Origin of the sequence: Bradyrhizobium sp. ma5 (genome assembly GCF_042258955.1) — a bacterium.
Lineage (GTDB): Bacteria > Pseudomonadota > Alphaproteobacteria > Rhizobiales > Xanthobacteraceae > Bradyrhizobium.
Window position 1 is genome coordinate 6,963,327 of record NZ_CP170156.1, and the last position, 12,617, is coordinate 6,975,943.

At 65.1% G+C, this 12,617-nt stretch carries 13 protein-coding genes; 6 read left to right on the forward strand and 7 right to left on the reverse strand.

Features of this window, described 5'->3' with window-relative positions:
• Positions 1 to 265 precede the first annotated feature (265 nt).
• The 4 genes from ACE103_RS32800 (at position 266) to ACE103_RS32815 (ending at position 3,913) form a co-directional block, all read left to right on the forward strand.
• Entirely contained in the window at positions 266 to 475 is a 210-nt protein-coding gene (locus ACE103_RS32800) for a hypothetical protein (RefSeq protein ID WP_223976716.1), read from the forward strand.
• A gap of 104 nt (positions 476 to 579) precedes the next feature.
• Entirely contained in the window at positions 580 to 876 is a 297-nt protein-coding gene (locus tag ACE103_RS32805) for a hypothetical protein (protein WP_223976714.1), read from the forward strand.
• Positions 877 to 1,175: 299 nt separating this feature from the next.
• Positions 1,176 to 3,308, forward strand: coding sequence for a flagellar biosynthesis protein FlhA (flhA, locus tag ACE103_RS32810; RefSeq protein WP_223976712.1), 2,133 nt, complete (start codon positions 1,176 to 1,178; stop codon positions 3,306 to 3,308).
• A 404-nt stretch (positions 3,309 to 3,712) separates the two neighbouring features.
• Positions 3,713 to 3,913, forward strand: a complete 201-nt coding sequence (locus ACE103_RS32815) for a hypothetical protein (protein ID WP_375776417.1) — start codon at positions 3,713 to 3,715, stop codon at positions 3,911 to 3,913.
• Between the two features lie 282 nt (positions 3,914 to 4,195).
• Here the strand turns inward: ACE103_RS32815 and ACE103_RS32820 are convergent, their stop codons facing one another.
• The 4 genes from ACE103_RS32820 to fliI form a co-directional block, all read right to left on the reverse strand.
• Complete coding sequence (locus tag ACE103_RS32820; RefSeq protein ID WP_375776418.1) at positions 4,196 to 5,170, reverse strand: anti-sigma factor domain-containing protein; 975 nt, start codon at positions 5,168 to 5,170, stop codon at positions 4,196 to 4,198.
• Between the two features lie 3 nt (positions 5,171 to 5,173).
• Positions 5,174 to 5,719 carry a sigma-70 family RNA polymerase sigma factor gene (locus ACE103_RS32825; protein WP_212316404.1) on the reverse strand — a complete coding sequence of 182 codons (546 nt, stop codon included), beginning with the start codon at positions 5,717 to 5,719 and terminating at the stop codon, positions 5,174 to 5,176.
• A 205-nt stretch (positions 5,720 to 5,924) separates the two neighbouring features.
• Positions 5,925 to 6,344: a flagellar export protein FliJ gene (fliJ, locus tag ACE103_RS32830; RefSeq protein ID WP_021081901.1), complete on the reverse strand. Its 420-nt coding sequence runs from the start codon at positions 6,342 to 6,344 to the stop codon at positions 5,925 to 5,927.
• Positions 6,345 to 6,452: 108 nt separating this feature from the next.
• Entirely contained in the window at positions 6,453 to 7,778 is a 1,326-nt protein-coding gene (gene fliI, locus ACE103_RS32835) for a flagellar protein export ATPase FliI (protein WP_375776419.1), read from the reverse strand.
• Positions 7,779 to 8,143: 365 nt separating this feature from the next.
• Here fliI and ctrA point away from each other — a divergent pair, with 365 nt between their 5' ends.
• Positions 8,144 to 8,845 (forward strand): response regulator transcription factor CtrA, encoded by a 702-nt coding sequence (gene ctrA / locus ACE103_RS32840; RefSeq protein WP_016848562.1) that lies wholly within the window; start codon positions 8,144 to 8,146, stop codon positions 8,843 to 8,845.
• Positions 8,846 to 8,909: 64 nt separating this feature from the next.
• Here ctrA and ACE103_RS32845 read toward each other — a convergent pair whose 3' ends face one another.
• The 3 genes from ACE103_RS32845 to ACE103_RS32855 are packed head-to-tail and all read right to left on the reverse strand — an operon-like array spanning position 8,910 to position 11,984.
• Complete coding sequence (locus ACE103_RS32845; protein ID WP_375776420.1) at positions 8,910 to 10,496, reverse strand: S8 family serine peptidase; 1,587 nt, start codon at positions 10,494 to 10,496, stop codon at positions 8,910 to 8,912.
• A gap of 10 nt (positions 10,497 to 10,506) precedes the next feature.
• Positions 10,507 to 11,694 (reverse strand): hypothetical protein, encoded by a 1,188-nt coding sequence (locus tag ACE103_RS32850; RefSeq protein ID WP_375776421.1) that lies wholly within the window; start codon positions 11,692 to 11,694, stop codon positions 10,507 to 10,509.
• A 32-nt stretch (positions 11,695 to 11,726) separates the two neighbouring features.
• The gene (locus tag ACE103_RS32855) at positions 11,727 to 11,984 is read right to left on the reverse strand and encodes a hypothetical protein (RefSeq protein WP_223976701.1); all 258 of its coding nucleotides are present in this window, start codon (positions 11,982 to 11,984) and stop codon (positions 11,727 to 11,729) included.
• Positions 11,985 to 12,201: 217 nt separating this feature from the next.
• On the opposite strand from ACE103_RS32855, the gene ACE103_RS32860 reads away from it, so the two are divergent.
• Positions 12,202 to 12,606 (forward strand): DUF350 domain-containing protein, encoded by a 405-nt coding sequence (locus ACE103_RS32860; RefSeq protein WP_024583958.1) that lies wholly within the window; start codon positions 12,202 to 12,204, stop codon positions 12,604 to 12,606.
• The last annotated feature ends 11 nt before the right edge of the window (positions 12,607 to 12,617 follow it).

Genomic DNA, 12,617 nt, shown 5'->3' on the forward strand with positions numbered 1-12,617 from the left:
GCCTCGAGTGGCTGAGTGGCGTTGCTGCCGTTTGGTCGAAGGCCGGGCCGCGAAAGTTCAATCAGCATCGTGCACCGCAGCGATCGCAGCGGACCGATCGAGCGGGAATATCGTCCGTCGAGCCGTGATCCATGCTGATGAGAAAAACTGCTACAATGCGAGCCGGTTCACATTGGCGGCTCGCCGTCCGGACCTATCATCCCGCCCGGATGGCGCGCAGCTCGCAAGGTTAAAGGATCGAAGCGCACATCGTCGGAGGATCGCCATGCATTCGTCGTCAGCAGAGTGGTTACCCGTTGCGTCAGCGCCGTCGGACCGGGAGCTCGAGGTCTGTGTCCTCGACTATGACGGCATGGTGCACGCGCTGATGTTCCCGTGCCACCGGGACGGTGCCGAATGGATCGACCATGCCGGCAGCAGGCATCTCGACATCCAGCCGACGCATTGGCGCAAATGGATGCTCTCAACCAATTGACGCCGCCATGATCGGTCTCGGGCAGCCGACGCCGATCTCGCGCCGGTCGGAATATTGAGCTAGACTTGCCACGTGAGGTTCAAGGGTGGGCCAGGAGGCTCGTCATGGAATCACACGTGATCCCCTTCGAAAATCGCTGGACCAACGGCCGGCATGCCTGGGAGTGGCATTGCGAGCTCGAGCGGCTGGGTGTGCCTGCGGTCCGGACGATGTACTGCGAGCATGAGACGCACTATCGCGACGAGCCTGCCGTGGTGTTCGACATCCCCACGGGCTTTGTCCACGACTGGCTGGCCTTCCACGACCGGCGCGCTGCCCGACAGCAATTGCTGTGGCGCGCCAGCGTCATCACGCTCGGCCTCATCGCCGCATCGGGCGCCGTGCTCGGCGCGCTGAGATAGAGGCCGCGAACCCGCCCCGAAGCACAGCCGGGCGCTCCGACCCGCCCGCCCCGGCCGGGATGCCCCATGCCCGGCGCCTGCGACGACCCGCGCACCCCGCAAAACGCACCTGTTAACCCTTTGCTAACTATACACCCGGCAAGAATTGCCGAGTGAAGTCGAGTGTCGTCGAACGCGTATAGCGGGTGGAGATCCCCGTGGACGCCAGCGCGGTGCCTCACTTTCGGAACGGCGGCCCTGCGGCCGTCGCGCAGACGCTTGGCGGCCGTAGCCGCCAGTCGCGGGGGAGAGCGGCTACCATGGTCGACGTCACGGCGGGTCAGGGCACGGCGGGCAAGGGCGGATTGCCTGGTCTCGGCGAGATCGGCGACATCCTCAAGCGCGGCGATCTCGCGCTGGCGCTCGGCGTCCTCACCATCCTGGTGGTGCTGATCCTGCCGCTGCCCTCGATCGTGCTCGACCTCTTTCTGGCGGTCTCGATCACGATCTCGATCCTGATCCTGATGACCTCGCTGTTCATCCAGGCGCCGCTGGAATTCTCGTCGTTTCCGACCATCCTGCTGATCTCGACCATGATGCGGCTGTCGCTGAACATGGCCTCGACCCGGCTGATCCTGAGCCACGGCCACGAGGGCACGGCTGCTGCCGGCCATGTCATCGAGGCGTTCGGCAACTTCGTGATGGGCGGCAACTTCGTGATCGGCATCATCGTGTTCGCGATCCTGGTGATCGTGAACTTCGTGGTCATCACCAAGGGTTCGGGCCGTATCGCCGAAGTCGCGGCGCGCTTCCAACTGGACTCGATGCCCGGCAAGCAGATGGCGATCGACGCCGACCTGTCCGCCGGCCTGATCGACGAGAAGGCCGCCAAGGAGCGCCGCAAGGCGCTGGAAGACGAAAGCGGCTTCTTCGGCGCGATGGACGGCGCCTCGAAGTTCGTCCGCGGCGACGCCATCGCCGGCCTCCTGATCGTCGGCATCAACATCGTCGGCGGCATCATCATCGGCGTCGCCCAGCAGGGCCTCTCCTTCGGCGAAGCCGCCCGCACCTACACCGTGCTGACGGTCGGCGACGGCCTCGTCACCCAGGTGCCCGCGCTGATCGTCTCGACCGCCGCCGGCCTCCTGGTTTCCAAGGCCGGCATCACCGGCGCCGCCGACAAGGCGCTGATGCGCCAGCTCTCCGGCTATCCGCAGGCGCTCGGCATGTCGGCCGGCGTCATGCTGGTGCTGGCGCTGCTGCCGGGCATTCCGACGCTGCCGTTCATGGCGCTGGGCTCCGGCGCCGCGGCGCTGGCCTGGAACGCGCGCAAGAAGAAGCGGGTCGCCAACGCCGCCGAGGCCGCCGCCGCTGCCGCCCCCGCTGCAGCCGCGGCCGCGGCCGCTGCCGCCGCGGAAGAGCCGATCGCCGCCGCGCTGAAGATCGACGACCTCAAGATCGAGCTCGGCTACGCGCTGCTGCCGCTGGTCAACGGCCCTGACGGCACCGACCGCCTCACCGAGCAGATCAAGGCGCTGCGCCGCTCGCTCGCGATCGAGATGGGCTTCGTGATGCCGGCGGTGCGTATCCTCGACAATGTCCAGCTCGAGGCCAACAGCTACGCCATCAAGATCAAGGAAGTCGACGCCGGCACCGGGAAGATCTGGCCGAGCCAGTTCATGGTCATGGATCCCGCCGGCAACCAGGTGCAGCTCCCCGGCATCCACACCATCGAACCGACCTTCGGCCTGCCCGCGACCTGGGTCGATGCCGGCCTGAAGGAAGAGGCCGCGCTGAAGGGCTACACCGTGGTCGATGCCGCGACCGTGCTGTCGACGCACCTGACCGAGCTGCTCAAGACCAACATGTCGGACTTGCTGTCCTATGGCGAGGTGCAGAAGCTCTTGAAGGACCTGCCGAAGGAGCAGGGCGAGCTGATCAAGGACATCGTGCCGAGCCAGGTCACGGTGTCGGGTATCCAGCGCGTGCTGCAATTGCTGCTCGCCGAGCGCATCTCGATCCGCGATCTCTCCACCATTCTCGAGGGCATCGCCGACGCGCTGGCGTTCTCGCGCAATCCGGCCACCATGGTCGAGCATGTCCGCGCCCGGCTGGCGCGGCAGATCTGCGCCCAGAACACCTCGCCGAACGGCTATCTGCCGCTGATCGCGCTGTCGGCGCGCTGGGAGCAGGCGTTTGCCGAATCGATCGTCGGCCAGGGCGACGATCGCAGCCTGGCGATGCAGCCCTCCAAGCTGTCGGAATTCATGACCGCCGTGCGCAACGCCTTCGAACAGGCGGCGCGCGAAGGCGAGGCGCCGGTGCTGGTGACCTCGGCCGCGATCCGGCCATTCGTTCGCTCGCTGGTGGAACGGTTCCGCTCACAAACCACCGTCTTGTCGCAGGCCGAGATCCATCCGCGGGCCCGGCTGAAGACCGTCGGCAGCGTGTAGAGCTTCTTGTTTGGACGTTTTCTTCACGCGAACCGGCGTCCATCCCGCATCGGGTGCGGGACAGGCTTCGGTTGAAAACGCTCTAGCCGCCGCAAATCATTTGCGTTTTCGTCTGTGCTTTCTCGCCACAGGCAACTGATTTGTGTGGAACAGTCCGGAACGGCCCTATCTCGGGTAACATGATCCGGATTTCACGCAAGTAACTGATATTACGCCAAGTTAATGTAGATTTCGGGAGCCGGAGGCGGTTTTTGATCGCGCCCGATCACGTCTCATCACGCCCTTGTGATGGCCTCTAGGGAACGGAATCGGCAAATCCTACGTTGGTGGGGCACGAGACGTTGAACCGGGCAAGAGACCAAACCGACAGATTACTGAGAGCAGGAAGGCGGCAGGAGACTTCCATGAACCACTCGATCTACAGCGCCGATCGTATGACGCACCTGAAGATTGTGGTTGTGGCGTTGTTCGCCGGTATACTGGTCGCGGGCTTCGGCATCGCGGCACACAATTCGTCGGACGAGGGTTACACCCAGACGGCACGTGTCATGAAGGCCGGCAAGCCGGTCGCGATCACGAGCACGAACAACTCGCTGGTCCGCTAACAGGAGAGTTTCACGAATTCACGTAGTGTTCTTTACAGCCCCCCAAAGTCGCTGCGTGGATATTTAAGACCCCCAACTACCCCCAAGTTGACTATCGAAAACGCCCGCTCCCCACGGGCGTTTTCTTTTTGTGCGGATGGTGGGGCGGCGCCATAGCTCTATCCACGTCATTGCGAGCGAAGCGAAGCAATCCATTGTCACCGAGCACGCGGAAAGATGGATTGCTTCGCTTCGCTCGCAATGACGGGGCCGCAACCATTTGCGACCTCTCGTAGGCGCAGTCTATCGTGGCGTCGAGCCCGACGCGGGCGGCACGGTCTCGATCAGCTTGCCGGTGAAGATCGGCGCCGAAGTCGGCTGGCCGTTCGGCGAACCGCCGGCCTGCTCGACCGTCACCGCGTAGGTCGCGCCGTTGATCACGTCGGGATCGTAGCCCGACAGCACCGGACGCGCGGTGAAATCATCGGCGCCGATCACGCCGAGCGAACGCGGCTGCGGCAGCCTGTCGGAGATCAGCCAGAGCTCAAAGCTCTTGCCGGGCTCGGACGGAGCGCCGACCTTGCGCACGGTGAAATTCTTGGTCGCGCCGTCGATGGTCATGATGAAGGCCGGCCCGCCATTCTGTCCCTGCAGCAGCGCGACATATTGCGCCGACGGCGCGAGCGCCGGCGCCGGCGTCTTCACTTCGACGGTCTGGATGCGCGGCTTCGGACGGATCGCATTCGGCAAGGCGTCGGGCCGGTAAATCTGCAGGCCGAGCGTGACCAGCAGCGCGGCTGCGATCGCGGTCGCGGCCGACGCAATGCCGCGCCAGCGCTTCACGCGGCCCGCAAGCGCGATCATGTTGGTGCTGTCGGTGACGCCAAAACGTGGCTGGATTGGTGGCCGCCGAATCTCGGCCGGCTGTGGGATTTCTGATGGCTGCGACGGCTCCGGATCGAAGGCCGAGCCGAATTGCGGATCGTCGGTTATCGGCGGTGCCAAGGTCGCTGCCGGCGTCTCGGGGAGCACCAGCGGCGCCTGCGGCGCGCCGGCATGGCCGATCGCCGCCTTGATGTTTTCCCAGACCACGGGGCGCGGCTCGACCAGGCCGACCATCTGGTTCAGCGGCCCGAGCCTGAACTCCCAGGCTTGCACGAGCGCGGCGAACTCGGTGTCCACGGCCATCATGGTCTCGACCTGCGTGCGCTCGTCGGCATCGAGCGTACCGAGCGCATATTCCGCGGCGAGCGCGATATGGTCTTCGCTATAGGCCATCAATCAGAGTCCAAGACACTCCCGGATATCCATCAGGCTGCGGCGCAGCCAGGTCTTCACCGTGTTCACCGGCGTCTCGAACTTTGCGGCGAGCTGCTCGCGGCTCCAGCCGTTGTAATAGGCGAGCAGCACGAGCTTCTGACGATCGGGCTCCAGACGACCGACGCACTCCAGCAACCGCTTCAACTCTTCCGTCATTTCCCGCCGCGCCAGCGGATCGGGCGAGTCGGCGGCGACTTCCATCGCCGCAGGCTCATCTTCCAGCGAGGTTTCGCCTCGCTTGCGCACGACATCGATGGCGCGGTTGCGCGCGATCGACGCCATCCACGTGATCGGGGACGACAGGGCCGGGTTGAACTGCCCCGCGCTGTTCCAGATCTTGACGTAAGCCTCCTGAATGACCTCCTCGGCGAGGTCCTGACGCCGCAAGATACGGAGTACGACGCCAAAGAGTTTCGAGCGGGTCGCGGCGTACAGCCGCTCAAAGGCGGCCTGATCCCCCTTCGCGACGGCGGCGATCAGCCAGACGAGCTCAGCCGGCGTCAGCATTCAGCGCCCTCCAAGCCTGCATCCCCCAATCGCCCCATTGCCACCGCGCCGCCGATCATCATCTGGTCTGCACCGGTGGTAGCATATTTTGGGACAGCACGATCCGCCAAGTGGCCGACGAGCGGCCGGCTTGTGGACAGCGCTCAACAAAAAGCCCGGGCGATCGGCCCGGGCTCTCAATCTGGTCAGCGGAGGGAGCGAAGTATCAGGCGATGACGCCGAGACGGGCCCGCATCAGGCCGATCGAATCCATGTCGGCTTGCTCGCGGGCGCTCTCCTCCGCGCGTTCGCGCGCCTGGTCGCGCTCGTCGAGCAGCTCGACCTTCTTCAGTTCCTCGAATGCTTCCGACAGCAACGCCTTGGCGTCGTCGAGCTGGGCACGCAGCTCGTCGGCCGAACGGGTCAGGTTTTCGCGGCGCTGGATCGCGGCCTTGGCGTAGGTCGGATAGGCGAAGTGCGAGGGATCATTGATCCCGGCGCGCTCCTGCTCGGTCTGGATCTCGCGCTCGAGCTCGACGGACATGCGCTGGAAGTCCGCGATCATGCCCTCGATCTGGGTAACCCGACGGCGCTTTTCATCGACCTGAAACTTCTTCAGGCGGATCAGCGTTTCACGTGACTTCATCGACTCATACTCCCCAGAAGTCCCAATTCTGAACGCGGGACAGAACCGGCTCCCCCCTGGGCCCCGCCGGCATAGCTATGGTGTGCCGGGGATGATGGCCTGACAAAGTTAGCGTTCCGTTTCCAAACCCGACAGGATTTGAGCGAGTTGGCGGTAGCCGTCGCCCAGGCTCGTGGCCTCGTCCTTGGCCTGGCGCAGGAAGCTTTCCAAGGGCTCGTGCAGCCGGATCGCCTCGTCGACCTCCGGGCTGGAACCCGGCCGGTAGGCGCCGAGCCGGATCAGTTCCTCCATGTCGGCATAGGTCGCCATCACCTGCCGCGCCTTGTTGATGAAGGGCAGGAAGTCGGGGTCGGCGGACCGCGGCATGGTGCGCGAGACCGATTTGAGGATGTTGACCGCGGGATAGCGGCCGCGCTCGGCGATCGCACGCTGCATCACAATATGGCCATCGAGGATGCCGCGCACCGCGTCCGCGATCGGCTCATTGTGATCGTCGCCATCGACCAGCACGGTGAAGATCGCGGTGATGGTGCCGACGCTGGTGCCCGGCCCTGCCCGTTCCAACAGCTTCGGCAATTCGGTGAACACGGTCGGCGTGTAGCCCTTGGCGGTCGGCGGCTCGCCTGCCGAGAGGCCGATCTCGCGCTGCGCCATCGCAAAGCGCGTCACCGAGTCCATCAGGCACAGCACGTCCCGGTCCTCGTCGCGGAAATACTCGGCGATGGCGAGCGTCAGATAGGCCGCCTGGCGCCGCATCAGCGCCGGCTCGTCCGATGTGGCGACCACCACGACCGAGCGCGCCAGCCCCTCCTCGCCGAGATCCTCCTGGAGGAATTCCTGCACCTCGCGGCCGCGTTCGCCGATCAGCCCGATCACCGAGATCGCGGCATCGACATTGCGCGCCAGCATCGACAGCAGCACCGACTTGCCGACGCCGGAACCGGCGAAGATGCCGAGCCGTTGGCCGCGGCAGCAGGTCAGGAAGGTATTGAGACCGCGCACACCGAGGTCGAGCGGCGCACCGACCCGCTTGCGCGAATGCGCCGGCGGCGGCGAGTTGCGGTAAGACATCGGCGAGGCGCCCTGCTGCAGCGGCCCCTTGCCGTCGATCGGTTCGCCCATCGCGTTGACGACGCGGCCGAGCCAGGCCGGCGACGGCCGCACCTGGCTTGCCGCATTGGCGATCACCGCGCGGCACCCGCGCCGGACGCCCTCGAGCCCGCCGAACGGCATCACCACCGCGTTCTCGCCGGAGAAGCCGATCACCTCGGCCGGGATGAAGCGGCCGGCGCCGACGTCGATCACGATGCGGGCGCCGACCGACATCGCGTGAATCGGGCCGGCGATCTCGACCATGAGCCCGCGGACGCCGACCACACGGCCATAAATATTGACGCCGTCGATGTCCCCGATCTGCTCCGCGAGCGCCTTCATTGCGAAAACCTTAAGTTTCGGCAATTTTGCGCCGGCCGCTTAACTTCGTGTTTACCCGCATCATTAATCATTGCGTCACTGTCTTTGGTGACTGAGGTCGCTCGCCCATCAGAAGAAGGGCGAGTCGCGAGAGTCGGTTAGGCCCGGCTCTTAATGTGGAAACTGAACGAGCGCGGTTAGGAAAAGCTTCTTCTACGCAATATCTTAGGGCGATTCGACAAAAATTGCACGGTTAGAGCTTGCGTCGATGAATCAGTTTTTGTTAACCATATCTCGTCAGGATCCGAATCAGTTGTTCAAAGGCGTTTTGAGTGCCGCAAGTGCGGCCGACCTGACGCCCGGAGCGGCGACTATAGGGGACTGGCATGCGCGTTTTGCTGATTGAAGATGATAGCGCCGTCGCGCAGTCGATCGAATTGATGCTCAAATCCGAGAGTTTCAACGTCTATACGACGGATCTCGGTGAAGAAGGCGTCGATCTCGGCAAGCTTTACGACTACGACATCATCCTGCTCGACCTGAACCTGCCCGACATGTCCGGCTACGACGTGCTCAAGCAGCTCCGGGTTTCGAAGATCAAGACTCCCATTCTGATCCTCTCCGGCCTCGCCGGCATCGAGGACAAGGTCAAGGGTCTCGGCGTCGGCGCCGACGACTACATGACCAAACCCTTCCACAAGGACGAGCTGGTCGCCCGCATCCACGCGATCGTGCGCCGCTCCAAGGGTCACGCCCAGTCGGTCATCCAGACCGGCGATCTCGTGGTCAATCTGGACACCAAGACGGTTGAGGTCGGCGGTCAGCGCGTGCACCTCACCGGCAAGGAATACCAGATGCTGGAGCTGCTCTCGCTCCGCAAGGGCACCACGCTCACCAAGGAAATGTTCCTCAACCATCTCTACGGCGGCATGGATGAGCCGGAGCTGAAGATTATCGACGTCTTCATCTGCAAGCTCCGCAAGAAGCTCGCCAACGCCTCCGAAGGCCGCAATTTCATCGAGACCGTGTGGGGCCGTGGCTACGTGCTGCGCGAGCCGCACGAGGCCGACGAACGCATTCCCGCCTGACGCTTCGCTTCTGCAGCTAACCTCCTGGACCCCGCCGCAAATGGCGGGGTTTTTGTTTGGGAAGTTACGCCACCGGGATCGCGGTCAAAGCGGCGAGCAGATCCGCGCCCTTCGGAACGCCGAGCCCGGTGCAGGCGCTCCAGCCCGGGCCCGCATCGTAGCCCTTGCCGCCGACGCGGTTGTTGCCCTGCACGACCACACGGAAAGCGCCGGGGTTGGAATAAAGCGCGGCGTTGAGCAAGCCGATCTGCTCGCCGCGCGCGGCGATCGCAATCGCGACCAGAGCGGCCCATAGCGGCGTCGCGGCACTGGTCCCGCTCATCGCCATCGCCTCTCCGTTGACGATGATGCGGTAGCCCGGGCTCGCCGCGGCCGCGCAGGCGACGTCAGGGACACCGCGCCTGATAGCGCCGTCGTTCTGCGACTTCGGCAGCGTCAAATGCGACTGATAATCGGGGACCGGAAACGCGTCGCTGATACCGCCGCCGGTGCCGATCGCGCCGGCGTTCCACACCGCCTCCGCTGCAGCCGACCCATTCCCCGCAGCAAGCACGGGCTGGGTGCCGCCGCAGCTCGTCGCATAAGGGCTCGAGGCGGGAAACCAGACATGGAGATTGCCGTCGGTCAGGCCGCTCGTCGCGAGCTGATCGCCAGAGGCGAACAGCACGCTGACGCGTAGCCGCGCGGCATCGGCCAGCACCGCCTGCATCGCGTCGCGGCCCGGCTCGGTCCAGTATTTCTCGGCGCTGCCCCAGCTGACGGAGACCACCTGCGGCGCATGCTCTTCATCGAACACCGCCTGATGGATCGCGTCGGTCAGACCGGCGGCGGAGTTCTCGGCAAAGTAGACCACGATCTTGCCCTTCGGCAGCAGACCGGCGAGCACCTGGAGATCGAGCGCGATCTCCTGATCGGCGACATCGTTGCTGCCGAAGCTGCCATCATTGCCGGTCGGCGGCACGTTGACGACAACCGGCGGCGGCCGGTTCATGCCGGCGACCGCCATGGCGAGATCGCTGGCGAGATAGCCGCCGCCGAGCGCGATGATGCCGACGCAGATCGACGACACGTCGCGATCCAGCGGAATACCGTAGAGCGCCGCGATGTCGGTCGGCCACAGCCCATTGCCATCGCCCGGCTCAGCCTGGGCCTGCACCAGCGGCGTCCTGGGCCGCAGCGGCCGCTGATCGAAGCCGAGAATGGCGCGGGTCCATGGCGCGATCTCGGCCGGCACCGTCAAGCCGCCGACGCGGGCGCGAAACGCACGCGCGCCGTCGCGGTAGGTGCGAAGCGTCGCGCCGAAGATCTCGGCCATCTGCCGCGCGGTGCCTGCCAGCTCGACTGTGCGCGCGACGGGATCGCTACGGCCGACGGTCAAGCCCCGCTCCGCCGCCAGCCGCACCACGCGGGCGATGGCGCGGGCATGGCTGCGATGGCGCTGGGTCGCGAGCTGGTGCCGCGTGATCGGCGCGGCGAGCCGAGCCAAATCACCGGCGCTGCCCGGCGCAAACTTGTCGGGGGTGCGCCGCTTCACATAGACCACGATGGGGATCCGCTCGTCAGGATCGACGTCGCCGACCAGCGTCGCGCCAACAGGCGCGGCGCGGTTGCTGCCGGCAAGCGGAACCCTGCGCTCGGAGGTGCCCGCCATCAGTGCGGTCTCACTTTCCGGCGCATGGGCTCGGCTGCGCCGGATTCTGTGTATCGTCGTAGGCGCAGAACGGGATCGACCACACGAAGTCGGCCGAGGTCGCGATGCGGGTGAGACCGGGCTTGCCTTCGAAGATCGGCGGCTGGCCCGCGAACTTCCAGTACCATTCGGGCAGCAGCGGCCCGAGCGGAGCAACCGGGCCGTTCGGACCGAACGACAGGAATCCCGCCTGCGACGCCGGCGTGCCGTCCGCCTTGAAGGCCGCGCGGCCGTGGCAGGTAATGCAGGACGACGTCGCGACGAAGCCGTCCTCGGTGACGGAATTGCCGACCCTGATGTCGAGCCCGACATTGTCGACGAAATCCACCTGGGACCCTTTCAGGCAGTAATTGTTGTAGACCGGATCGATGTCCGCGCTCGACAGCATCGTCGTCAGCGCAGCCGTCTTCACGCAATCCGGATAGCCCTGGCCGGCGGTCCGGTTCGACGGCACGAACGCGGTCTGCGCGCCGAAATTATCGCGGCAGCCGATGATGTCGCAACGGCCCGGATTGAACCGGTGCTCGAATGTCGCCCAGGTCCAGTTCGGCACCTGCTTGCTGATCACATGCATCGAGACCAGGGCGTACTGCACACCGGCCGCGCTGTTGACGTGATAAAGTTGCGGCACCTGCGCCAGCGTCACCTTGTTGTTGGTGAATTGCGGAATGTCGCTGACCGGCAGCCAATTCCCCTTCACCTCGATGGAATCGACCGGGAACGACAGCGCCTTGCCGAAGGCGGCTTTCACGCCCGACAGCTTGTAGAGGTTGTTCTGGACGATGAAATCAAACGTCGGCTTGTTGTGACGCGTCTCCTCCATCTGCCCCTGCGCGGCGCCCGGTGGCAGCGCCGGCAGCAATCCGCCGCTCTGCTGCACGCCTTCCCGTGCCACCTGCGGCAGGATCGGCGGGCGCAACGACGGCGGCGTCGGAGCCGCCGGGAACTGCGGATTGGGCTGGAACAGATCGGTATCGCTCGCCCAGGTCTCGAACGTCGAATTGCTGCCGCCGGCGCGGGTGTTGGCCTGAATGAAGAGCTGCCAGGCGACCTGATCGGGCGCGGTCATCGCCGGATTCAGCGGCGATTGCGCCGCGGCCGGAAGCGCGGGAAGCACAAGCAGACCACAGACGAGCAGCGTGTCGATCGACCTTCTCATCTTGCTCTCCACATCGGGTTCAAGGTTGGGGTTCAAGGTTGGAATCCGTCCCCCATCCAGCTCGCATAGGTATCGAGCGCGTCCTGCGACCATCGGTGACCGGGTGGCATGAAGCCGGATGACAGCGCAGCGAAGACGCGGCGTGCGTTGGCGTGATCGGCAAAGTCGTCATTGCCGGCCGGGTCGCAGATCCAGTCGGCGTCGCCGAGCCGAACGCCCTTTGGGGTCATGCAGGCGACGTCGCCCGGTCGAAACATCGGCAGGATGTCGTTGCCAAAACTGGTCGTCATCGGGATCATCGAACCCATTCGCGACATGCACTTCTGGTTGCATACCGTATAGACGGCTATCGCGAAGGCCGCTGTGAAGCGGCTCACACCGCCGCGCAGCAATTTTCCACCGGCCGTCCGCGGCCACCGGAGCCCACAGCTCAGATCGAACCGAAGCTTCGCGAACCGCGACCAATCAGCTATAGGATGACGATCTAGGGCTGTTCGGGCGCATCACATGATCCTGCAATCCCTCGCCGGCCTGCCGGCGTTCTTGGTCTATTTCTGCACGGCGCTGATCGCCGTGGTCGCCTACCTCTTCGTCTACACCCGCGTCACCCCGCACGACGAATTCCAGCTGATCCGCGACAACGATCCGGCGGCGGCGATCGCGCTCGGCTTGAGCCTGCTCGGCTTCGTGCTGCCGGTGGTCAGCGCCATCGCCCATTCCGCCAATGTGGTGGACTGCCTGATCTGGAGCATCATCGCGCTGATCGTGCAGATCATCGTCTATTACATCGTCAAGATCCCGGTGCCGAACCTGTCGGCGCGGATCGCCTCCGGTGAAATGGCGGCCGCGATCTGGCTCGGGCTGTCCTCGCTGGCCGCAGGCGCGCTGAACGCAGCTTGCATGATCTACTGAGCCATTGAGCC